Genomic DNA, 22,209 nt, shown 5'->3' with positions numbered 1-22,209 from the left:
CTGCTCTTTTAAGGTATAGGGAAAAATGTCAAACAAGGCGTCACTTTGCGTTTATTAATAGAAAGTCACGGTAGGTACCTTTCAAGAAAGGATAACGTAGAGTGGCATTTTTTCTTAAAGACCCACAGGGCGTGGTCTAAAAGTCCTATCTATACGTTAAGGGTCTTATCAATAGAGTGACTATTAAGTTTCGCCCCTCGCCATAAATTTAGAGGCTTTTATCCACACGCTGAGGCGGGAGGGTTTATTCGCAGCTTCCCTAGTTTAAAGGGTGGCAACAATATCAAGTAAAATACGTTTCGACTCCTGTGCTGCTTTTACTTGGTCTTCACTGTTATTGATGTAATAGACCATTTCTGTCAATGCGCCCATTATGGTGCATGCCGCTAAATCGATTGAATCCGTCTTAACCTGATTGGCAGTTTTCATTTCAACTAGAAGTGCCTTTATTAGCTGAATGCTGCTAGCTTGTTCTTTTTCACGCCAAGTCTGCCAACCAAGCGCAAGTGGTCCCTCTTTTAAAATTATATGTTGGTAGTCGGGGTTAAGAGCGATTTGTAAAAAAGTGTCAATGGCAATGTGAGTGCGTTTAACGGGGTCATCTTGACCTGCTAATGCGCTCATTATACTAACGACTGCTTCCTTTAATACCTGATCAAAAACAGAAGAAAAAAGCGCTTTTTTTGTCTTGAAATGATGATATAGCGCACCTTTCGTTAATCTTTCACTTTCTGCCACGTCATCTAATGATGTGGCTTGAAAGCCTTTTTCAACAAAGCTTTTACGGGCGGATACTAATAACGCATCTCGAGTTTGTTCTGCGTATTCTGTGCGTCTGGAGGGTTTTCTCATAGTGGCCTTTTTACCTTTCAAAACATTGGAAGGTATAGCGATACATTTAATAACATTAATCTTGGATATGAAATATAACAAAGCTTTTTAACATACTCTAAGTATGTTAGGTTCTTTGGGAATTTCAAGAAGGTGTTTTTATGAAAACCATCGATCTAGATGCTATGACTCTGCAGTATCAAGACCAAGGAGAAGGCATGGCACTGGTGTTTTTGCACGGTGCTCTCTCTAACCATCAAACTTGGAGAAAGACGGTTTCATCTTTATCCAAGTCCTATCGATGTATCTTGCCTGACCTCCCTTTAGGTGGACATGAATTTGCTATGCCAAAAGAGGCAGATTTAACACCTGAAGGAATATCCAGGCTTCTTCTAGCTTTATTGGATGAGCTTAAGCTTGAGCAAGTGGTGCTAGTGGCGAATGATACTGGTGGTGCCTATGCACAAATTTTTGCGGCTCATTACCCTGAAAAAGTGGCAGGTCTGATATTAAGTAATTGTGATTGTCTGGATGTTTTCCCTCCTAAGCAGTTTTCAATGTTACAAAAAATGATCAACCTGCCAGGCTATACCTTTGTTATGGCGCAGCTGTTTAGAGTGGACGCTTTTTTAACAACGCCAAATGTTATGGGGCTTTTGTCTAACGCTTTGACTGGTGCTCAAATAAAAGCGTTATATGTAAAACCTTTTATTGAAAACGTTGGTATACGACGAGACTTTCAGAAAGTGGTCAATACTTGGTCGATAAAATACACCTTAGAAGCCGCGTCTTTATTGGTGTCTTATTCAGGGCCTGTGTTAATTATTTGGGGGGAAGAAGATAGAAAGCTTTTTCCAATAAGCTTAGGGAGGCGTCTCGCAGGTATTTTTAATCAGGTGGCTTTTCGCACTGTTGAAGGGGCTATGACTTATGTTCAAGAAGATCAGCCAGAGCAGTTTGTAAATCTAGTTGAAAGCTATTTAGTGAACCATTTCCCTCAAGGTGAGTTAGCAAAAAACTAACTCACCATTGGTGCTATCACAAGTGCTACCACCAGTGCTTTTCTTTTATTTACGTTAAGCGATTATTTTGATGAAACTTTCGCTCCTAAGATATTTGCCATCATAATGTCAGGCCCCTTGATGAGTAACTCATCTGCTTGAGAGAGTAACGCCTCAGCAATTTTTCCGTTTAAGTGGGCTTGTCGCCCAGCTTCATTAGCAAATGTATCAAAAATAGCAAATGAGGTAGCACTGATTTGTACCCCGTACCAAGTTAAGGTCTGTTCTTCTTCATTGGCTAGTGCCAGTGCATTGGTTAATAAGTTGGCAACGGCAGCCGCTTTTTCAGGTTTTGCTTCGATTAAAGCTAATATAGCGAGAGAAGAATGTGACATAGGTTTTTCCTTTACTGATTTAATTAAGGTAAGGCATATATTAGGGGTGAACTTAAGTTGGTAATGAGTGACTAAAAAGACAATGTTAGTTTAATTTTCGCCAAATTTTGTGTGTTTGGCACTAAGGTTATTTTGCCCTTTAGCTGAGGTGTTTATGGCTTCTATTGTGATTCTTGCGTTGACCCAGGCACTTCCTTCAGCCTTGACTGGTATTCAAGATTTATTTTACCTTGCAGGCATGAAGCTCCCCGAAGGGAAAGAGCATGCTTATTCTTGCGATAGTTTGCTTTGGACGCCTGAAATCTTGGTGGCCAGCGTTGATGGAAAACCTATTATAGATGGGCAAGGTCGGTCTTATCAGGTTGAAAAAAGCCTACTGGATATAAAACAATGTGATGCGATACTGATTCCTGGTTTTGTGCCGAATCAAGTCTCAGTACCACCGCTGAACTTATTAGATGAAACCACCAAGTTGTGGTTAAAAAAGCAGTATCACCAAGGTGCGATTATTGCTGGCTCTTGCAGTGGCGTTTTAGCCATAGGTGAAGCGGGATTATTGGATAATAGGCGTTGTACCACGACTTGGTGGTTACATGATGAGCTAAAAGTACGTAATCCAAAAACCTGCCCTTTATGGGCGAGTGAATTATTGGTGGATAAAAATATTGTTTCGGCTGGAGGGCCTTTGTCTTGGGTTGAAACCACCTTGCAAGTGGTGAAAATGCTTGCAGGCAATGGGGTTGCGAAAAAAATGGCAGATTTTGCTATTTTAGACACTCAGCCTAAATCTCAATCTTCAAGTGTGCCAAGAGGCTATAAAATTACTCAGCCAGCGTTTGTCACTCAAGCAGAATTAGCCATACGCCAAGGTTATGGCCAAAGTATGTCTCCACAACAATTGGCGCAAGCTATGGCAGTCTCAGAAAGAACATTACATCGAAAATTAACCTCTTTAACGGGCTTGTCACCCAAACGTTATATTGATCAGGTACGCATCGAATATGCGTGTACCTTGCTAGTGAACAATAATATGAGCATTAGTCGTGTTGCATTAGCGCTGGGTTATTCTGATGACGCAGTTTTTCGGCGGGTATTTAAATTGGTGATGAGGATGACCCCAAGCCAATATAAACAAAGTATGAAGTTAGAAGGGGTTGAATAATTGACTGTTTCTAGCTTCCCTAATTTAATATGCTTGTTTTATGACTTTATTTTGCCACATCATATTTATGATTAACCCTAATTTTTCTATAAAAGGATTTAAATAATGCAGACTTTTCAAAAAGCGGCGGGTGTTTCTTCACTACTGCAGGCCTTGATTTATATCTCCGCCTTCATTTATTTTGGCGTTTTTTGGCAATATCCTGTAACGGCAGATACCGTAAGCAAACTAGCATATCTTGTTGATAATCAATTAATGCTGTCTGTTGTTTATCTGGTTATGTATGTCTTGTTTGGGGTCTTGTTAGCGATACTCGTCATTGCACTTCATCACAGATTAAAAGAGAAAATGCCGCTAATATCGCAGCTGTCTGCAGTTTTTGGTGTGGTTTGGGTCGGGCTCGTTATTGCCAGTGGTATGCTAATAAACATTGGCTTAGCTTCAGTGGTAGCAACCTCTGAACCTGAAAGTGCCATGACCTTGTGGCGCACCATTAAGATTATTGTGGAAGGCATTGGTGGTGGTAATGAAGTGGTTGGAGGGCTTTGGGTCTTGTTGTTAAGTGTGGCCGCATTAAAGAGTGATCAACTTAGTAAGCTGACAAATTATTTAGGGCTATTAGTCGGTAGCGCAGGTTTATTAACCCTTTATCCTGCTGAAGTCTTTACCGAAATTTTTGGGTTAAGCCAGATTATCTGGTTTATCGTTTTAGGTGTTAATTTGCTATTCACTAAAAGCGATGAGTAGTTCAATGACAAGCATGTCTAGATAACAAGAGTCGGTGAGAAGCCATGATTACTTGATCGAGTCTATTGAAGGCACGAACCATAATTCAGGACGATCGAAAGGCGTCTTTTCTGGGATAAAAGGGTTTTCTAATCTGATTAACCTTCTTTCATTCAAGCGTGATTTTTCAATTGCGTTAGCATTATATTTATTAAAAATAGCGTCAAAGCTTCCATCATTAATCATACGCTCTAATCCAGTTTCGATACGCTGTGCGAGCGCTTCATTATGTTTCGAGGTAAAGAAGTAATAGGGCCAAGGGTAATGGATAGCCATTCCTTTTTCGATGGCTAAGCTTGGGTTTTCTGGACCGTAAACGGCAAACTCTTTAAAGATCTCACTGATACCCCGAGGGAATAAATTAAAACGTCTGGGGCCGATTAAGCTAAACAATGATTGATAAGGTGCATCTCCTACGGGAATTTCATTGTACTTATAAATCTCAATATCACCCCAGCCAAAGCCTTGACCCACGTGGAACTGTTTTAAATCATCTAGAGTGTTAACCTGGTTAACAATATTTTGATCATCCTGATGAATAAAGCAGATTCTATAACCCAAAATGCCTTTGCGTAGAGGAATGCGAATGGGCCTTAGGTCTTCTTCTTTCTGGGGAGAGGTTGAACTCCAAATTACATCTATGATGCGACCTGATTTCGCTTCTTGAAGTCGTCTTGATTCTGTCATCGCAAAATCGGAAGGGATTAATTCGTAGCTACCATAATCATGGTAAGTTTTCTCTAAAGCCAGTTCGAGAATTTCAAATAAGTCTTGGAAACGTGTTTCATTAACATTGTCTATGGAAGGGTAAATAACTCTTTGTAGCGCAGAGCTAGTCGAGCTAATGAAAATAAAAGTTAGAACCAATATGAGTTTGTACACTCTTAAACAAGCCTCTTTCAGGTTGCTATAAATCCCTTGCTTTGCGAATAGCCTTAAGCCAATCATAGGTATTTAATCAGTCGTTGGGCTGACTATGCCAGTCGTTCAATCATAGTACATATCCTCTGTCGATTATATGCTTTTATCTCTCACTCGAAAGCCAATTTTTTTGTTTTCAAACTCTATTTCTCTTTCATTGCGGTTTGTTCTGAGCTTGCAATCTCATCCGCTAAATTTGGATCTTGTACTGCACGGGCTAGGGTAACACCGCCAATAATCATGGCAAGCTTAGCCCAGATTTGAGTATCAACTTGTGCTGATTCAGCATTAGACTTTTGTGCTGACATCGTCCTTGCTGCTTTCAGTAATTCTTGTTGAAACAAGGTTTTTGTTTCGGCATCAGAACGAATTACTTAGGGTGTTAGAACAACCCCGCAAAAGTACACATTATAATTTTTGGGATATGAAGATGAATCAGATGCCGCTGCTATCGAGCTAACTTACAACTATGGCAAGTATGAGTATGAATTAGGCAATGGGTTTGGGCATATCGCTATTGGCGTTGCTAATATCAAAAGCACCATAAAGCAAATGAGAAGCTTAGGTTATACCGTCGACCTTGAGCCTAAAAAATTAAAAGGTAGCAATGAAATAATTGCCTTTATATCGGACCCAGATGGTTACAAAATTGAGTTAATTGCGGTTTCTTAAACTCTCACTATGTTGTTTGAATGCATTAAGCATGTCCATAAATTGGCTGCATAGTGTCATTTGTAAAAGCGGAGACAAGACTCGCCCAAGAAACTTAAGGTCAGGTTTAGCACGAAAGGTAAGTAAGGTACGTGCAGGTGATATTTCACTTAGTTGAAAACTTGCATGGTTACCTCTAATCATGGTGGCCTTTTTGGTGTTGAAAATATCGACTTTCACTTCTAGGCGCTTATTTATCTCATCATAGTGGGTGATTCTTTCAGCTGCTTGCAAACCCATTTTATCTTCTGTGAATTCACATATACGACCAGAGCAAGATGCGCCAGATAAGCGAGGCGTATCAGGTAGTTCATAAGACTTCACAACAGGTGAATACCAATTGGCAATATTGGGAAAGTCGATTGCCATATCATGCCAAACTTGTTTGATCGGGGTGTTTATTTCGACGGAAATACCAATATTCATCATGCAGCTCTCTATTCGTCAGGGGAAGCTTTAGTAGAGATTATAACGAGAGCTGAAACTAAGCGATGCAAGCAAAAATAAATCGACCTGGTCTGTTTTTAGACCAAGGATGAGGCTAATTCAGCCTATTTATTGTGGCTGTGTATTTAGCTAAAGGTTTGCCTTAGAATTGCAAACAGCATAATTTAGCGATAACTAAAGCTCTAGTGCTTAGATCCTTAAGTAAAACCAAGACGTTAAAACGGAACCCCCATGCTTGCCATTCCTTTGCCTTTTATCATGTCATTTTTATTATTAGCAATCGCGCTTTTTGTTAAGGTAAAGCAATCCAATGAAGCCAAACTTCCTGTTATCTTTATTCTGCTGTGTGCCCTGAGTACCTTTGTTGTGGGTTTACGCTGGTCATTTGATATCAGCTTTTTGCGCTTTATACAGCCTATTATCGCCTCTCTCATTCCTATGACGGCCTGGTTCTGTTTTGCTAGGGCGCATGAGTCTAAGCCTCTTATTTCATCTGGGTTGTTTGTGCACTTAATCGGTCCCATTTTGGTTAGTTTAAGCGCCTTTTTTTATCAATTTTGGCTAGAGTTGAGCGACTTATTACTGGTCAGCCTTTATGTTATTTATGGCCTACTGTTATTGAAGTCATCCTTTACTATGCCAGAGGAGGTTCGCCTTTCTCAAATTGATAGCCTTAGAAACGCAGAACGAATAGCGGCTTTGGTATTACTTACCTCAGGTGTTGTTGATGCGACATTAGCGTTAGATTTTTTCTTTTATGAAGGCCTGCATGCATCTTGGATGTTATCTATCAGCTACCTCATTTTGATTCCATCAGTTGTTGCTGCTGTTCTATATGTGAGCTTTAGTACGTCTTTATCCTTCCTAGACGTAAAAGAAATCAAGTATAAGCATGAAAAAAAGGAACAAGACTTAGTCAAAACTGAACCAGAACGTTTAAGCTTGGCACAAGATGAAGCCGAAGCGATCTTAATGAGTCTAGATCGTCTCATGCGAGAAAAAGAAGCCTTTAGAGATCCGGATCTCACCCTAAATCGTCTGTCCCGCAAACTTGGTATCCCTGCAAGACAAATTTCTATGGCGGTTAATCAAATTCGTCAGCAGAATATTTCGAAAGTATTAAATGAATACCGTATCGAATTTGCGAAACACAGGTTAATGCATAGCCAAGATACGATTACGGATATTTATCTGGCATCAGGCTTTCAGACAAAATCTAACTTTAATCGTGAGTTTTCACGTATTACAGAGCAAACTCCCAGCGAGTTTCGTCGAACTGCCTCTGGGAGCGCCTAGTGTTTTAAAGCATCAAATTAGATAAGAACTTAGCCTTAATTGTCTTGCTTTAAAAACGCCAAGATATCCTCGAACATAGTGTCATGTAAGGCTGCTCGTGTGCTGCCAACCCCGTCTTTACATATGATGCCATCACCTTTTGCTTCCTCTTCCAAAATAGCAATGGCATTAGGTTTACATTCTTGCATAAAGCTAAAGTGTGTCGCTTTCTCATAAACCTTATAACGACAATTTTTCAGATTAAGATGTTCTGCAAGAAAACCAGACTCCTGTGCTTGAGGTAAATCACCTATATCGATACCCGCCGCTAAAATAAGCACAGGAGAATTAAGTTTATTTAAGCTAGTTTGTGAAAAACTCCTTGCTAACCCAAGATCTAAAATGATGGCGTTTTTAATGCGACTATCTACTAGTTGAGTGCTTTCAGGTTCATTGTTTTGCTTAAAGGCGAGGCCTAATTCTTCTTTGATCTGACAAGAACGAAAAGAGGCGAGTGCTTCACAATCAGCGAGGTAGTCTTCTCGGTTAAACTGTGCACCAACGAGTTGCATCACGGTCCAACCCCCTAAAGAATGCCCAATCGCCGAGATCTTGTTTTCATCAATATCTTGCTGCCAAATTGAATCATTTAATAGGTAATCAAGCGTGTGTTTTATATCTTTAGGTCTTTCCCACCATTTCGCTGCTTGAATAGCAGATGTATTAAAGGTGGTGGTTCCAGGGTGATTAACGGCAACTGCAATAAAGCCTTTTTGTACTAACTTAGACGCTAGCCAATTAAGGTTACGCCAGCTGCCTCGATAGCCGTGAGAGAGTAAAACAAGAGGACGCTTTTGTGTGCCACCCGCTTTGGATGTTTGTAGGAGAAGTGGTGCGCTCTTAATAACCTGAGTACCTTTAAAAGCGATATTGTCTGCAATTAATACCTGTTTCAAGGTATCGTTGGCTGTTTTTGATTGGCTGAATTGAGCCTCTTTGGCGGCAGGATACCAGAGGCTAATCTCTAAAATTCGTTCAGGATTTTTCGTTAGCTGTAATTGGCTAAAACCAATCTGATGAGCGGATATTAGATTTGAGAATAGCACCAGTACGATGCTGATAATAAGAAATATAAAGGTTTTCATTTAATACTCCACATTGGGTAAAAGTTAGGAGTAATATGCTTCAAAGCCAGTATAGATAAGCCCTAAAGCATGATCGAGGACGTCCTAAAACAAGTTATAGGACCTTCCCCGCAATAATCCTTCTTTAATCTATGCCTAATTAATGAGTGATTTTACTCGACTATATAGTGTGAAGCTTATGCCTATAAAGACGAATAGAGCGGCAATCAGAAAGGTGTTATGCAAGGCATAAGTTACCTCATCAGAGCTTGCTAACAGCAATTGTTGGCTTCCTATAAAACGGAAGAAAATATTTCCCATAAAGGCTGCCCCTGCCATAAAGCCAAGATTTCTTGCAAGGTTAAGTAATGCGGATGTCACCCCTTTTGTTTGAGAATTTGTTTTACTCATAACATCTGCACTATTAGCCACCTGAAACAATGAAAAGCCTAAGGTGATAGTAACCAGAGCAAATATATAACCTATTACACCCGTAGCTTGATGATTGAAAGACATTAAAAGACAGCCAAGTGTCATCAAGCATAAACCAACTAGCAGCAAATTTTTCGCACCGATTTTATCGCTTAATCGCCCTGCGGGAACGCCTGAAAGAGCAACGATTAAGGGGCCTGTCGACATTACAAGGCCAACTTGGTATGCGCTTAAAGCAAGCGTAATAGATAAATAATAAGGCCCAATAACAAGGCAAGTCATGACTATCGAGGCTGTGATAGCGCAGCAAATGAAGCTTATTTTGAAATTCCGGTTATTAAAAATATGTGAGGGAATAAGCGGTGTGATGTGTTTTCTTTCTTGTCTTTTTTCTATGTTGAAAAAACCCCAAATGCCTATTAGAGCCAAGACAAATAGGCCTATATTTAGTCTTTCATGTAAATCCTTAAACAGGCTTGTCTCTAGGCTCATAGAAAGGGCAAAAGCGCTGAGTGATAAGGCTAATACTAGGTTACCTAATAGATCAAATTTTCCCTTCTTTTTGGTATTGGGTAAGCCACTTTCTTCAGGAAGTGATCTTACTTCTTTTTCAGAAAGTACTGTTTTTACCTGGATATCTGACGGCAAAGCCAAGTAAAGCAAGAAGAAGGCGATTATCGAAAAGGGAACAATAATTAAAAACAAAGACTGCCAGCCATATAAAGATAAACTGATGCCTCCAATGGCAGGCCCCAATGCCGTTCCCATGGCAGATACCGAGCCCCATAACCCCATTGCTCTCCCTGCTTTGGCTTGGCTTTTACTCATTAATGCCATAGATAAAGCGAGCATTATTGCTGCCCCCAAGCCTTGAAATACTCTTGTGATGATGAGAAACATTAAGTTATTTGCAATTGCGCAAGCCAAAGAGCTGACAGTAAAAATAAGAATGCCAATCAGTAATAAACGTCTGTTACCTAAGAGATCTCCTAAGCGTCCTAGGCTGACAATCAAACTTGTGATCGCTAATAAATAGGCTGTCACAATCCATTGAACTTGTTGCATGCTGCTATGAAAAGCCAAGGTTAAATTAGGTAAGGCCACATTGATCATGCTGGTGGCGACAGAAGCGACCAATACAGAAAGTGAAAGTCCTAACATCATCCAAATACTGTGCTTAACGTCTTGTGTTTGAGTACTGCTTGAGTGTTGCATTATTTTCCTCGAAATAGATTGGCTCGATATTTGATAAATAGGTTAGTAGGAGTAAGAGAATGGCGGAAGGTGCATGGTTTGCATTATTAATATGCATGTAGTGCCATACATAAAAGATTCTCTGGTGTTATGCTTGAGTGGTTTGCTTACTTAAAGGATTTCACCAAATTATGGCTAAAATCGACTTAAACCTTCTGATTGCACTCAATGTATTGTTAGAAGAGACCAGTGTTGTCCGCGCTGCAAAAAGGCTGGGTTTAAGCCAATCCGCTATGAGTCGCTCTTTAGCAAGGTTAAGAGATATGACGGGGGATCCACTCTTAGTGAGAGCAGGACGAACGCTTATCCCTTCTCCTAGAGCCATAGAGATTCAGCAAGAAGTGAGTCAGCTGGTTTGTGGGGCAGAAGCCATTCTAAGACCTAGCGAAATGTTTGATCTCAACCAGCTAGACAGACGCTTTGTGATAAGAGTCAGTGATGGCTTTGTTGAAACCTTTGGTCTCAAGCTTATTCAGAAAATAAAGGCAGAAGCAAAGGGCGTAAGAATCCACTTTTTACCCAAGTTATCAAAGCAGAGCACTCAATTAAGAGAAGGGCAGGTTGACTTAGACATTGGTGTGTTAGGTGCTAAAACCAGTCCAGAGGTTCGCATGCGGGCGCTTTTTAGCGATGAATTTGTGGGCGTCGTCAGCTCTGATCACCCTTTAGCTAATGATAAGGTGACTTGCGCAAACTTTGCCGCTGCTGATCATGTACTGGTTTCAAAAGAAGGGGGCTTGCTGGGACCGGTAGATAAAGCGTTAGAAGCAATGGGATATCAGCGTAATATCACCGTTTTAACCGGTGGTTTTAGTGCCTCCATTGCTTTAGTGAAAGGTGCTGATCTGGTGGCAAGTGTCCCTTCTAAGCACACGGCCAAATTACACGAAGGTTTACATACATTTCAACTGCCCTTTGATGTACCTAGCATTCAAGTGTCTATGTTTTGGCACCCAAGAATGGACGGTGATCAAGCCCATAAATGGCTAAGAGAATGTGTGCTAGCTGTGTGTAGTGATGAAGTTTAATTTAGACGTACAAAAGCTATAGCAAAAGAAAAAGCAAGTAGAGATAACTCCTCTCTACTTGCAGCCAGTTTTTAGACTTGAAGAGCGGTTTGTAATTGGTCTAAGACCGCATTTTGATCGAAGTCTTCGATTGACATCTGTGCTCCTTCAACCTGATGCCACTCACCTTTATAAAGGTAGTCATAATTGCAAATACCTGATTGCCAGTCTTGTTCAAGAGAGGCGCGAATTCTTAAATTCTCAACCATTTGTGGCACACCATGAACCAAAATACTGCTAGGGCCTTGTCCTTCAGCGACCAATAAAATATGGGTTGATGACATGGTGGCCATAAAAGACCAAGTACCATGGACATTAGAAACAACATTTACAGGTTTGCTGGTTGCTTGAAAGACGTGAGAAACACCACTAATAGTTTTTTCTGGGGCATTCACCAGCAGACGTAAATTCATGACTGGTGCACCTAATAAAGGCTGACCAGCAACTTTAGGTTGGATAAAATAGTTAACAGGAAAAAGGCCAGTATTTACATTATTTTCAGACATAATAACTCCGTTTAATCATGTATTTTCATTAAGAAAGTAAAAAAGCTATGCAAGCTAATTCAGCGACTTTTTCGTCCTGAAGTAATCATCGCAGGGCTAAAATTAGTCGAGTTTCATGATTTAATTATTACGAGTTATTACCTGTATCTTTTAACTCCTTTTGTTTAATCTTTAGCTCTTGTCGAGCTTTCAATGAACTGGTATTGATTGCCTTAATAACATGTCTAAAACTAATTGTTAAATGGGTCAATCTATCACTTTAGGTGGCAAGTAAATTGTGAACTCATTCATCGGCTCAATAAGCACACTGTGAGGAGTTTGCTGCTCTTCATGGGTAACTAGGCTTAAGCGTGTTAATAGGCCAAAACTAGCGGATTTTAACTGAGCTGTTTTAACCTTCAGTTGTTTATGCCAAACCCTATAAGTTCCTAATTTTCCATCGCGGCGATGATAAAATCCTGCTAATGGATGAGTTAAATAAACAAGGCCTGTTTCTGTATCTGGAAAGCCGTCTAGCTTTAATTCTACATCTTTATTTTGTGTCAACTCTACTTGAGCTGGAGCCCAGCTCGCTTCTGTAGACATAATGTATTTATTGTAAATACCATTCTTATCATCATAATCGCAATCGAATTTCACTTTGCCACTATGCCAAGGGAGATTCCACAAGAATCTTGGCACAGCAAGAGTCCAGGAGTCTAAAGTTGTACCTAAAAACCAAACACAACGCTCGTTTGTTTCTGTATCTATGATGTAAATTCTATAGTTTGTCTGACCCATGGTGAATTTAGGGAAAGGGTAAACTGCGGATGTAAAATCAACGTCGATAAATGGAACGACAGAGATTAATGCTTTTTCCTCACCCTTAATATTTACTGTATCTACTTTAAATCTTTTGGGGATAAGACCTTCAAATCTAGAAAGAGGAACTGCATACGTAATAATTGCAAAATGCTGTAATTTGCACAAAACATCGAAGCCCTTTGGCGCTGGCCTCTTATGTATGAAGTCTTTAAGTTTAAGTGAATTCACTTCCTACATCCTTTTAATTCTTGGGCGTTAGTATGTTCTGTCCTGTCGTTTTTTCTTGTATAAAGAAAAACTAAACGACTTACAAACTTAATGCTTGAAATCTCTTAGTGATAAAGGTCTTAGGTAGCGTTAGGAGCCAACCCCTTTATTGACCCTCTAAATCATGCATTGCATCTGGCTCTTGCACGTAAAAGTGCAGGTTGTTTCTGGCATCTTTTAAAATGATGGCACGCTTAAAGAGCTGCTGGTGTAGCTTTTTTTGAAACAGGCTTTCTTGCTCTTTCATGCTGGCAAGAGCGGTATCGTCTTCAAAATAACAGCGTACATCTAGGCTGGCTGGAAAGTTGCTGAAATTCACATCATATACAATGCCTAAGAAGCCTTTTTTTTTGTCTTCTATGCTATCTGCTCCAACGGCTGTAAAGAGTTGTGCTTCTACTGCATCAACGGCAGCGATGACTTTTTGATTAAGTTTTTGGGTAACTTTGGAGTGCTTCATAGAATTTATAGCTTACTAGTTGGATAAAAAGTGTCGTCATTGTACCAGTCTGCTTTTCTGTTGTGAAAGGTGTCATCCTCTCACGAAAGATACCCAGATTAGGGTAAAATGACGCCGTGTTAACATGTTTTTTGATAAGACTGAGAAGAGATGAATTAATTACAGTTTCTTTAGTTCTTTCTAGATTAGGCCCTTCTAACTTAGTCGTTCACTTCTACTCGTTCACTTCAGGGCTAAAATCTTAAAAACATAAACCTGTGTATTGATTGAATAATGCTCGATCAAGCTTTAACCTATTTTGCAAATAGTCCTCTCTCAATGAAGAAACGGAGTTGTCATGTCTGCTTCAACAAAAGAAATCTATCTGATTAAAAAGTCTGAGATCGAGTCGATGGAAGGCTTGGATAAAACCCATTTCCTAAATGAAAAAGCCAAGCGTAAGAATAAATCCCTTGGTGACTTGGCTGGCTTAACGGGCTTTGGATTTCATATTATTGAAATTGAGCCTGACTGTGAATCGACAGAGCAGCATTGTCATTACCATGAAGATGAGTGTGTTTATATTCTTGAAGGGCAAGGTACGGCTGTTATCGGCGAAGAGCGTTTTGAGGTTGGTGCAGGGGATTTTATTGGTTATAGAGCTGGCGGGTTATCTCATACATTACTTAATACGTCAGATAAAACGCTTAAGTGTATTGTGGTAGGACAGCGTCTTGATCATGATGTGGCCGATTATACAAAGTTGAATAAACGTATTTATCGTCAAAAGGGTCTGCCTTGGAATTTGGTAGATATTGAGAATATTGCTACTCCTGTAGCAGGTAAGAAATCATAATTAACCTCTTTTAAGATGAGGTAAGGTTAGTCAGTGTCAAAAAAGCATAAGGTATCAAATGAAGTGGTTGAAGAGGCGATGAAAATGGCCAAAGCAACTCAGAAACCAGCTCAAACAAAAGAGCAAACTAAGTTGATTGCTCAAGGTATTCAAAAGGGTATTGAAGAGTATAAAAAGCGTCAAAAACAAAAAGCACGAGCATTAGATAAAGAGAAGAATAAGTTACAGAAAAAAGTGGAGAAAGTAATCCAATCAGATGACGATAGTGCTTCAATAAAAACTGAAGTATTGATACGACAGAGTAAGTTGGCTTGGGTGTTATTAGGGGTTAGTTGGCTTGGCTTTATTGTTTATATTATGCAAGCTGGAATTATCTAATAGCCAAAAAAAACGGCCAAACTGGAGAAAGTTTGACCGTTTTTTATAGTTAGCTGCAGAGCTCAATTAACTATTTTATTTTCGTTCTTAGCGTTAACTTGGTGTAAAAGTCGTGAACTTTATATTAACGGGTATGAACGCATTCGCCTGCAACAATAGTGTGAGAGATTGCTCTGTCATCACCGATTGTCATTAATACGAATAGGGTTTCTGCTAGCGTTTTAGACTGAGCTAAACGGTAATCTAGCAAAGGGGTGCCTTTGTAGTCTAAAACGAGGAAGTCAGCTTCTGTGCCCACTTCTAATGTGCCCACCTTATCTTCTAGTCTCAATGCTTTCGCACCACCTAGAGTCGATAAATAAAGAGATTTAAATGGGCTTAGTTTTTCACCTTGCATTTGAATCACTTTGTAAGCTTCGTTCATGGTTTCAAGCATAGAGAAACTTGTACCCGCGCCCACATCGGTACCTAGACCAACATTGACATTGAACTCTTCCGCCTTGCTTAAATTAAAGAAACCACTTCCTAAGAAAAGGTTAGATGTAGGGCAGAATGCAATGGCAGAGCCTGTTTCAGATAAGCGAGTATATTCTTGATCGCATAAATGAATACCATGGGCAAAGACAGAGCGCTCACTTAATAGGTTGTGTTGATCATAGGCATCTAGGTAGTTCTTAGAGTCAGGGAACAACTCTTTAACCCATTCACATTCATTCTTGTTTTCAGACAAGTGAGTGTGCATGTAAAGGTTGTCATATTCCCCTAACAGTTGACCTGCTTTATGAAGCTGTTCTGAGGTACTTGTTGGCGCAAATCTAGGGGTAACCGCATAATGGTTACGTCCTTTCTCATGCCACTTTTCAATCAGTTCTTTGCAATCTTCATAGCTTGATTCTGGAGTATCAGTGAGGTATTCAGGCGCATTTCTGTCCATCATTACCTTACCGCAGATCATGCGTAGCTTGTATTGTTCTGAGGTTTCAAAGAAAGCATCAACAGACTCTTTATGAACCGTGCCAAATACAAGTGCTGTCGTTGTGCCGTTGCGAAGTAATTCTTTTAAGAATACATCGGCGACTTCAAGGGCATGACTCTTTTCTTTGAACTCGTTTTCTGCTGGGAAAGTATAATTATTTAGCCAATCTAGTAGCTGCTCACCATAAGAGGCGATCATACCTGTTTGCGGGTAATGAATATGAGTATCAATGAAACCAGGTACAATTAAAGAATCTTTATGTTCACTAAGTTGTGCATTGGGAAAGTCTGGTAACAGTGTTTCTGCATTACCAAGCGCGATAATTTTATCGCCCTCGGTAACCAAAAGACCATCTTCAAAATACTCATACGACGCTTCAATTCCCACTTCAGCAGGGTCGGCTATGGAGTGTAAAATGGCCGAACGCCATGCTTTTAATTGAGTCGTCATAATCTTATAGCCCTTTCGCTTTTTCACGAAGCTTTTGAATGCCCATCAGTACACGCTCTGGTGTTGCTGGTGCATCAACTTCTGGTTGATACTTGTAGTCTGCAACGGATGCAATCGCATCTTTAATGGCACACCAAGCAGCAATACCTAACATAAATGGTGGTTCACCAACGGCTTTCGAGTGATAAACCGTGTCTTCTGGATTTTTGCGGCTTTCAACTAGGTTAGTGCGGAAATCGATAGGCATATCAGCAATTGCTGGTACCTTGTAGCTTGCAGGTCCTGATGTCATCAGACGACCTTTGTCATTCCAAACGAGTTCTTCAGTGGTTAACCAACCCATACCTTGTACGAAAGCACCTTCTACTTGACCAATATCGATCGCAGGGTTCAAAGACTCACCCACGTCTTGTAATAGGTCAGTACGTAGGAACTTGTATTCACCGGTAAAGGTATCAACTAACACTTCGCAGCACGCCAGACCGTATGCATAGTAGTAGAAAGGACGACCACTTGCGCTATCACGATCATAGTAGATCTTAGGTGTTTTGTAGTAACCCGTGCTTGATAGGGATACTTGGTTGAAATACGCCAACTGAATGATTTCTTCAAAGGCCATATAGTTTTCACCAGCGCGTACATGACTGTTGTTGAACTCAACTTGAGACTCTTCAACATTAAAGTGCTTAGCAGCAAACTCTACAAGTCGTTGCTTGATTGTAAGGGCTGCATTTTGAGCCGCTTTACCATTCAAGTCAGTACCAGATGAGGCGGCAGTCGGTGACGTATTTGGCACCTTGTCAGTATTGGTGGCTGTAATCTCAATGCGTTCAGCTTCTACTTGGAACACTTCAGAGACAATCTGTCTTACTTTAGTATTCAAGCCTTGGCCCATTTCTGTACCACCATGGTTGATACGGATGCTGCCATCTGTATAAACATGAATTAGGGCGCCGGCTTGGTTTAAGAAAGTCGCTGTGAATGAGATACCGAATTTAACCGGTGTCATCGCTAGCCCTTTTTTCAGGATGCGATTTTCAGCGTTGAAAGCTTTAATCTCTTCACGTCTTTCATAGTAATCACTGCTCGCTAATAGCTCTTCAGTGATTTCAGGCAGTATGTTGTGCTCAACCGTTTGGTGGTAAGTGGTTTCATTGCGCTCATCTTTACCATAGTAGTTGGTTCGACGAACATCTAATGGATCCTTGTTTAGATTACGAGCAATGGTATCCATGATCTCTTCAATCGGAACCATGCCTTGAGGTCCACCGAATCCACGATATGCTGTGTTTGATGCGGTATTGGTTTTACAACGGTGGCCATTGATTGTGGCGTTCTTTAGGAAGTAAGCGTTATCAATGTGAAACATAGCGCGGTCAACGATAGAGCCAGAAAGGTCTGGTGAATAACCACAGTTACCTGCTAGATCAACTTCGATGCCTTCAATCATCCCGTCATTGTCAAATGCGACGTCATATTTAACGAAGAATGGGTGACGTTTACCTGTCATCATCATATCTTCCATGCGAGGAACGCGCATTTTAGTTGGACGATTTGTTAGGCGAGCAATAACCGCAGACATACAAGCAGGTAATGCAGCTTGTGTTTCTTTACCACCAAATCCACCCCCCATACGGCGCATGTCGATAACGACTTTATGCATATCTACGCCTAGTACACTCGCTACTAGCTTTTGTACTTCAGTTGGGTTTTGAGTCGAACTGAATACCATCATGCCACCGTCTTCCGTTGGCATAACAGAGGCAATTTGAGTTTCTAGGTAGAAGTGCTCTTGACCGCCAATGTGTAACTTACCTTGAAGGCGGTTAGTTGCATTCGCTAGAGCGGTTTTTGAATCACCTAAAACGTGCTGGTGGCTATCTAGGACAAAGTGTTTTTTCTCAAGGGCTTCTTCAACACAAAGTACTGGCTCAAGTCTTCATATTCGATAACTGCTGCCATAGCGGCTTTACGTGCTGTTTCATGGTCATTAGCAGCAACAGCTAGCACGGCTTGACCATAATACTCAACCAGATCATCAGCCAGTAGAGGGTCACCCGAAACAACAGGGCCAATGTCTAGATTACCAGGAACATCTTTAGCGGTAATCGCAATGGCAACACCATCAAATTCATAACATGGGCTAGTGTCTATGCTAAGAATTTTGGCATGGGCGCGATCACTCATGCGCGCATAAACATGTAACTGGTTTGGAAACTCTAATTTATCATCGATATATTGGGCTTCACCACTGACTTGCTTGTCAGCACTGTCGTGTTTGATAGAACGGCCAACACCTGTTTTTAAATCTTTCTTAAAGATGGTTTCTAGTTCAGCTTGTGTTTTTGTTTGAATGAATTGACTAGACATGAGCGGTCACCCTTGTTTGCGTGTAAGTAGATTGAGCTGACTCGGTTTCAACGAAGTACTTGCGAAGTAAGTTTTGCGCACTCAAAGTACGGTACTCTTTACTTGCCCTGAAATCGGTGAGAGGGGTGAAGTCAGTCGTTAGTGCATTACACGCTATTTCAATATTCTCTTCTGTATAAGCTTGGCCGATCAAGGCTCTTTCAGCATTGTCAGCACGCTTAGGAATACCAGCCATACCACCAAAAGCAATACGCGCATCAGTAACGACTTTGTTCTCTACGGTAATATTGATCGCTGCACATACTGCTGAAATATCATCATCAAGACGCTTAGATAGTTTGTAAGCTTTAAACTGATTAAGCTTAGCTTTAGGTACAAATACTTTTTCAATAAACTCGCTAGATTGTTGAACGGTTTTCTTGTAATCCAAGAAATATTCTTCAATGGGTAGGCGACGGGTTTTGTCTCCTTGACGCAATTGAATATCTGCATTTAGAGCGATTAATAGAGGCGGAGTGTCACCAATGGGCGAAGCATTACCTATGTTACCGCCTAAGGTGCCTTGGTTACGAATTTGCAGTGAAGCAAAACGGTGAAGTAGCTCGCCAAAATCTGGGTATTCAGCAGAAAGCGCAGTGTAGCAATCGGATAATGATGCTGCCGCGCCTAAGATGATCTCATCTTCTGTGTTGGTCACTTCTTGCATGTCTTTTACATTACCGACATAAATCAGTTTACCAATAGGGCGGTGGAATTGAGTGACTTCAAGGGCGAGATCTGTACCGCCAGCTAATAGCTTAGCATCTGGGTGCTCTAGGTACATTTGAGCAAGTTCAGCAGTTGTTGTCGGCACTAGGCTGACTTTGTCACCATCAGAAAGGGACGCGCCGCCAGCAGGAATTTGTTTTAGACGATCAACCGTAGACACTTCAGTGGCATCAAAGAAATCCACTTCCTTTGTGTTACAAGCTTGTTCAGCAGCTTCATAGATAGGGCGGTAACCAGTACAGCGACATAGGTTACCAGCAAGGGCTTCACTGGCTGTTTCTTTATCATAGCCGTCTGTGTTCTTTTGCATTGCAAACATAGACATGACAAAACCCGGTGTACAAAAACCACACTGAGAACCATGGCAATCGGCCATTGCTTGTTGTGTGCTATGAAGTTTGTCGTCTTGTTTTAGATCTTCAACCGTGATCAGTTGCTTGCCGTGTAAAGCGGAAACGAAAGTTAAACAAGCGTTAAGTGTACGGTAGCGTAATGCATCACCATCCAGTTCGGCAACGACAACTGTGCATGCCCCACAATCGCCTGATGCGCATCCTTCCTTAGTGCCTGTTTTGGAAACCTGCTCACGCAGATAATTCAAGACGGTTAAGTTTGGATCAAGATTCTGCTCGCTGCGCAATTCCTGATTAAGTAAAAACTGGATCAAGGTGTATCCTCCTGTGCCTTTTTATGAGGATTCATGACTGCTGAATCATTCATAAATTATGACGTACTTTAGTTATTATGTATTTTCATTCTAGCTAAACATTGTCCGATCGGTCAAAGATTTTTAAGACTTTCTTTTTTCCTCATGTGAAAAAAACAGGTGATTTTTCACTTAGTGACTGACATAGGAGGGGTATCATATTGAATTTATTTGATTTTGCTTGCGATAAGTCAAACATGAATTTTGATAAATATTGTTTAAAAAAGAATGCCAATTCAGTTTTTACTGGAAAAAGCGAAGACAAAAGTTAGGTTTTGTCTCTAAGAAGGTAAAAGTGAGCCCTGTTAGATAACCGCTTTAGGCTTGTTTAGGGCGTTTAATGAGTGGGTATTTTCTGATGAGAAGGACAAGAAGAAAGACAATGGCAACGCCAAGAAGGTCGCCTGCAAAATCTGCCCATTCTCCATAGCGGTTAACATAAGGCTGTATGACTTCAATGGCCCCGCCCCAATAAGCAATGAAGAGGCAAAGAAGCGAGAAACGCTTGAAATCACCTGCCGCTGGCATAAGTGCCCAAGCTGCAAACCCTAAAACGTGATGAAGCTTATCTGAGCCAGGTGCAGAAGGGAGCTGCTCTGCTGGGAGAAGGGTCGCTAAACTAATGCCAATCCAGCCAATCAAAAAGAGGGGGATTTGCCAGCGAGCATACAGGTTAAACAAAAAATGATAAGCAGCCATTAAGCATCCTTTATAAAACAGCGGCCCAGTGAGTGAAATGAACTGGGCCTGTTTTGCTATTAACGTACGATACGTACCTTAATAGTGCGTCCTTTAATTTTTTTCGTTTGTAGCTCGCTGACCACATACTTGGCTTGTTTATTGGCAATAGCGACATAAGCACGGCGATCGAAAACATTGATCTTACCTACTTCGTCTTTGGCAAGGCCGACTCCTGCGGTTAATGCGCCAACAATATCGCCAGGTCTTAGCTTGTCTTTACGGCCCGCATCAAAGCAAATTGTTGTCATGTTAGGTATGAGACGGAACTCAGCATCATATTTAGGATCAAGTTCTAGATAGTCAGCTTGAATTTCAAACCTGTCTTCTATGTCTTTCACTTTATAGGTGTCTTTATCTGTCACCAGGTTAATCGCAACCCCTTTATTACCGGCACGGCCTGTACGACCGATTCTGTGGGTATGCACATCGATATCACGTGTTGTGTCATAGTTAATGACAGTATCAACTTCTTTCACGTCGATACCACGGGCTGCCACATCGGTTGCCACAAGAATACGGCAGCTAGCGTTACTAAATTGCACCAAGACCTGGTCCCTATCTCTTTGCTCTAAGTCGCCGTGAATCGCTTTAGCACTGATTTTATGATCGACTAGAAAGTCTGCAATGGTTTGACACTCAATTTTGGTATTACAAAAAACAATCGCTTGTTCTGGGTTCTGGTAACGAACAGCACTCATCAGTGCATAAGGTTTATCATCCTTATTACTCTTGACAAAGAACTGCTTAATATCAGGTTTTGACTCTTGAGTGGCTTCAACCTTGATGGTTTTTGGGTTGTGTTGGAACTCTGCGCTAATTTTGCCAATTGTCTCTGGGTAGGTTGCTGAGAACATGAGAGTTTGACGCTTCTTAGGTGTGCTTTCGACTAAGGTGCGAATACTGTCGACAAAGCCCATATCTAACATGCGATCCGCTTCATCTAAAACTAGCGTGTTAAGACTGTCTAATCTTAAAGTGCCTTTGCGCACATGCTCTAAAAGACGGCCCGGTGTCCCCACCACAATGTGAGCACCATGCTCTAGAGAACCTATTTGTGGACCAAACGGCATTCCGCCGCACAAGCTTAGTACTTTAATGTTTTCTAAGAATCGGGCTGTTTTACGAATCTCTTTACATACTTGGTCAGCCAACTCTCTTGTCGGACACATAACTAAGCCTTGCACTCCAAAATAGCGAGGATTTATTTTCATTAGCATGCCAATGGCAAAGGCTAATGTTTTACCACTGCCTGTTTGAGCCTGCGCTAGAATGTCATTATCTGATAGAATGCTAGGCAGAGTCTGAGCTTGAATAGGTGTAAACGTTTCAAACCCTAAATCCGACAGTAACGCGGTGAGTTTTGTCGGAAGCTGGATATCTAAGTTATGGGAGAAGTTAGCCACAAATTACCTGAATTTATTAAATGAAGGGAGATTGGGCAAAATGATACCAGATACTGTGAATTGGGTGGTGCGATTTTTAACCTTCTACTAAAAGAATTCACGATTTATCTATGGATTGATTCTTTTAGCTAGCTTAAGG

Annotated in this window: 23 protein-coding genes and 1 pseudogene; 8 read left to right on the top strand and 16 right to left on the bottom strand. The window is 40.9% G+C overall.

What is annotated here, in order from left to right; all coding sequences use genetic code 11:
- Positions 1-264: 264 nt before the first annotated feature.
- A complete protein-coding gene (locus MED121_RS02705) occupies positions 265-852 on the bottom strand; it encodes a TetR/AcrR family transcriptional regulator (protein WP_009832061.1) in 588 nt (195 codons plus the stop codon).
- A gap of 140 nt (positions 853-992) precedes the next feature.
- On the opposite strand from MED121_RS02705, the gene MED121_RS02700 reads away from it, so the two are divergent.
- A complete protein-coding gene (locus tag MED121_RS02700; RefSeq protein ID WP_009832060.1) occupies positions 993-1,853 on the top strand; it encodes an alpha/beta hydrolase in 861 nt (286 codons plus the stop codon).
- Between the two features lie 62 nt (positions 1,854-1,915).
- Here the strand turns inward: MED121_RS02700 and MED121_RS02695 are convergent, their stop codons facing one another.
- Positions 1,916-2,227: an antibiotic biosynthesis monooxygenase gene (locus MED121_RS02695; RefSeq protein ID WP_009832059.1), complete on the bottom strand. Its 312-nt coding sequence runs from the start codon at positions 2,225-2,227 to the stop codon at positions 1,916-1,918.
- A 154-nt stretch (positions 2,228-2,381) separates the two neighbouring features.
- Between MED121_RS02695 and MED121_RS02690 the strand changes: the two genes are divergently transcribed.
- Complete coding sequence (locus MED121_RS02690; RefSeq protein ID WP_009832058.1) at positions 2,382-3,389, top strand: helix-turn-helix domain-containing protein; 1,008 nt, start codon at positions 2,382-2,384, stop codon at positions 3,387-3,389.
- A 105-nt stretch (positions 3,390-3,494) separates the two neighbouring features.
- Positions 3,495-4,136, top strand: coding sequence for a DUF4386 family protein (locus MED121_RS02685; protein ID WP_009832057.1), 642 nt, complete (start codon positions 3,495-3,497; stop codon positions 4,134-4,136).
- Between the two features lie 48 nt (positions 4,137-4,184).
- Here the strand turns inward: MED121_RS02685 and MED121_RS02680 are convergent, their stop codons facing one another.
- Positions 4,185-5,057: an amino acid ABC transporter substrate-binding protein gene (locus MED121_RS02680; RefSeq protein ID WP_036179193.1), complete on the bottom strand. Its 873-nt coding sequence runs from the start codon at positions 5,055-5,057 to the stop codon at positions 4,185-4,187.
- A gap of 182 nt (positions 5,058-5,239) precedes the next feature.
- Positions 5,240-5,404, bottom strand: a complete 165-nt coding sequence (locus MED121_RS24365; protein WP_009832055.1) for a hypothetical protein — start codon at positions 5,402-5,404, stop codon at positions 5,240-5,242.
- A gap of 109 nt (positions 5,405-5,513) precedes the next feature.
- Between MED121_RS24365 and MED121_RS02675 the strand changes: the two genes are divergently transcribed.
- Positions 5,514-5,768, top strand: a complete 255-nt coding sequence (locus MED121_RS02675; protein ID WP_009832054.1) for a VOC family protein — start codon at positions 5,514-5,516, stop codon at positions 5,766-5,768.
- On the opposite strand, the gene MED121_RS02670 is transcribed toward MED121_RS02675, so the two are convergent.
- Positions 5,751-6,236, bottom strand: coding sequence for a hypothetical protein (locus MED121_RS02670; protein WP_009832053.1), 486 nt, complete (start codon positions 6,234-6,236; stop codon positions 5,751-5,753). The genes MED121_RS02675 and MED121_RS02670 overlap by 18 nt on opposite strands.
- A gap of 249 nt (positions 6,237-6,485) precedes the next feature.
- On the opposite strand from MED121_RS02670, the gene MED121_RS02665 reads away from it, so the two are divergent.
- Entirely contained in the window at positions 6,486-7,550 is a 1,065-nt protein-coding gene (locus MED121_RS02665) for an AraC family transcriptional regulator (RefSeq protein ID WP_009832052.1), read from the top strand.
- Between the two features lie 35 nt (positions 7,551-7,585).
- On the opposite strand, the gene MED121_RS02660 is transcribed toward MED121_RS02665, so the two are convergent.
- Together MED121_RS02660 and MED121_RS02655 are read right to left on the bottom strand one after the other, a co-directional pair.
- Positions 7,586-8,674, bottom strand: coding sequence for a hypothetical protein (locus MED121_RS02660; protein WP_009832051.1), 1,089 nt, complete (start codon positions 8,672-8,674; stop codon positions 7,586-7,588).
- Positions 8,675-8,809: 135 nt separating this feature from the next.
- Positions 8,810-10,300: an MFS transporter gene (locus MED121_RS02655; protein WP_009832050.1), complete on the bottom strand. Its 1,491-nt coding sequence runs from the start codon at positions 10,298-10,300 to the stop codon at positions 8,810-8,812.
- Between the two features lie 170 nt (positions 10,301-10,470).
- Here MED121_RS02655 and MED121_RS02650 point away from each other — a divergent pair, with 170 nt between their 5' ends.
- A complete protein-coding gene (locus MED121_RS02650) occupies positions 10,471-11,367 on the top strand; it encodes a LysR family transcriptional regulator (RefSeq protein WP_009832049.1) in 897 nt (298 codons plus the stop codon).
- A gap of 71 nt (positions 11,368-11,438) precedes the next feature.
- Here the strand turns inward: MED121_RS02650 and MED121_RS02645 are convergent, their stop codons facing one another.
- The 3 genes from MED121_RS02645 to MED121_RS02635 all read right to left on the bottom strand — a co-directional run bounded on the left by MED121_RS02645 (position 11,439) and on the right by MED121_RS02635 (position 13,443).
- The gene (locus MED121_RS02645) at positions 11,439-11,912 is read right to left on the bottom strand and encodes a DUF1842 domain-containing protein (protein ID WP_009832048.1); all 474 of its coding nucleotides are present in this window, start codon (positions 11,910-11,912) and stop codon (positions 11,439-11,441) included.
- A 246-nt stretch (positions 11,913-12,158) separates the two neighbouring features.
- Positions 12,159-12,944, bottom strand: a complete 786-nt coding sequence (locus tag MED121_RS02640; RefSeq protein ID WP_009832047.1) for a DUF2071 domain-containing protein — start codon at positions 12,942-12,944, stop codon at positions 12,159-12,161.
- A gap of 145 nt (positions 12,945-13,089) precedes the next feature.
- The gene (locus MED121_RS02635; RefSeq protein ID WP_009832046.1) at positions 13,090-13,443 is read right to left on the bottom strand and encodes a hypothetical protein; all 354 of its coding nucleotides are present in this window, start codon (positions 13,441-13,443) and stop codon (positions 13,090-13,092) included.
- A gap of 337 nt (positions 13,444-13,780) precedes the next feature.
- Between MED121_RS02635 and MED121_RS02630 the strand changes: the two genes are divergently transcribed.
- Together MED121_RS02630 and MED121_RS02625 are read left to right on the top strand one after the other, a co-directional pair.
- Positions 13,781-14,278 (top strand): cupin domain-containing protein, encoded by a 498-nt coding sequence (locus MED121_RS02630; RefSeq protein ID WP_009832045.1) that lies wholly within the window; start codon positions 13,781-13,783, stop codon positions 14,276-14,278.
- Between the two features lie 33 nt (positions 14,279-14,311).
- Positions 14,312-14,656 (top strand): DUF2956 domain-containing protein, encoded by a 345-nt coding sequence (locus tag MED121_RS02625; RefSeq protein WP_009832044.1) that lies wholly within the window; start codon positions 14,312-14,314, stop codon positions 14,654-14,656.
- 124 nt (positions 14,657-14,780) lie between these two features.
- Here MED121_RS02625 and guaD read toward each other — a convergent pair whose 3' ends face one another.
- The 6 genes and pseudogenes from guaD to dbpA all read right to left on the bottom strand — a co-directional run bounded on the left by guaD (position 14,781) and on the right by dbpA (position 22,070).
- Positions 14,781-16,082, bottom strand: coding sequence for a guanine deaminase (gene guaD / locus MED121_RS02620; RefSeq protein WP_036178575.1), 1,302 nt, complete (start codon positions 16,080-16,082; stop codon positions 14,781-14,783).
- Between the two features lie 4 nt (positions 16,083-16,086).
- A pseudogene (gene xdhB / locus MED121_RS02615) lies at positions 16,087-17,958 on the bottom strand (xanthine dehydrogenase molybdopterin binding subunit); the annotation flags it as partial.
- 5 nt (positions 17,959-17,963) lie between these two features.
- Positions 17,964-18,452, bottom strand: a complete 489-nt coding sequence (locus tag MED121_RS24790; protein WP_009832041.1) for a xanthine dehydrogenase — start codon at positions 18,450-18,452, stop codon at positions 17,964-17,966.
- Entirely contained in the window at positions 18,445-19,887 is a 1,443-nt protein-coding gene (xdhA, locus tag MED121_RS02610) for a xanthine dehydrogenase small subunit (RefSeq protein WP_009832040.1), read from the bottom strand. Before xdhA ends, MED121_RS24790 begins: the two co-directional genes overlap by 8 nt.
- Before the next feature lie 357 nt (positions 19,888-20,244).
- Positions 20,245-20,625: a hypothetical protein gene (locus MED121_RS02605; protein ID WP_009832039.1), complete on the bottom strand. Its 381-nt coding sequence runs from the start codon at positions 20,623-20,625 to the stop codon at positions 20,245-20,247.
- Positions 20,626-20,684: 59 nt separating this feature from the next.
- The gene (dbpA, locus tag MED121_RS02600; protein ID WP_009832038.1) at positions 20,685-22,070 is read right to left on the bottom strand and encodes an ATP-dependent RNA helicase DbpA; all 1,386 of its coding nucleotides are present in this window, start codon (positions 22,068-22,070) and stop codon (positions 20,685-20,687) included.
- Between the last annotated feature and the right edge of the window lie 139 nt (positions 22,071-22,209).

Source organism: Marinomonas sp. MED121 (genome assembly GCF_000153025.1).
Classification (GTDB): domain Bacteria; phylum Pseudomonadota; class Gammaproteobacteria; order Pseudomonadales; family Marinomonadaceae; genus Marinomonas.
This window is presented reverse-complemented; position numbering and strand designations above follow the sequence as displayed.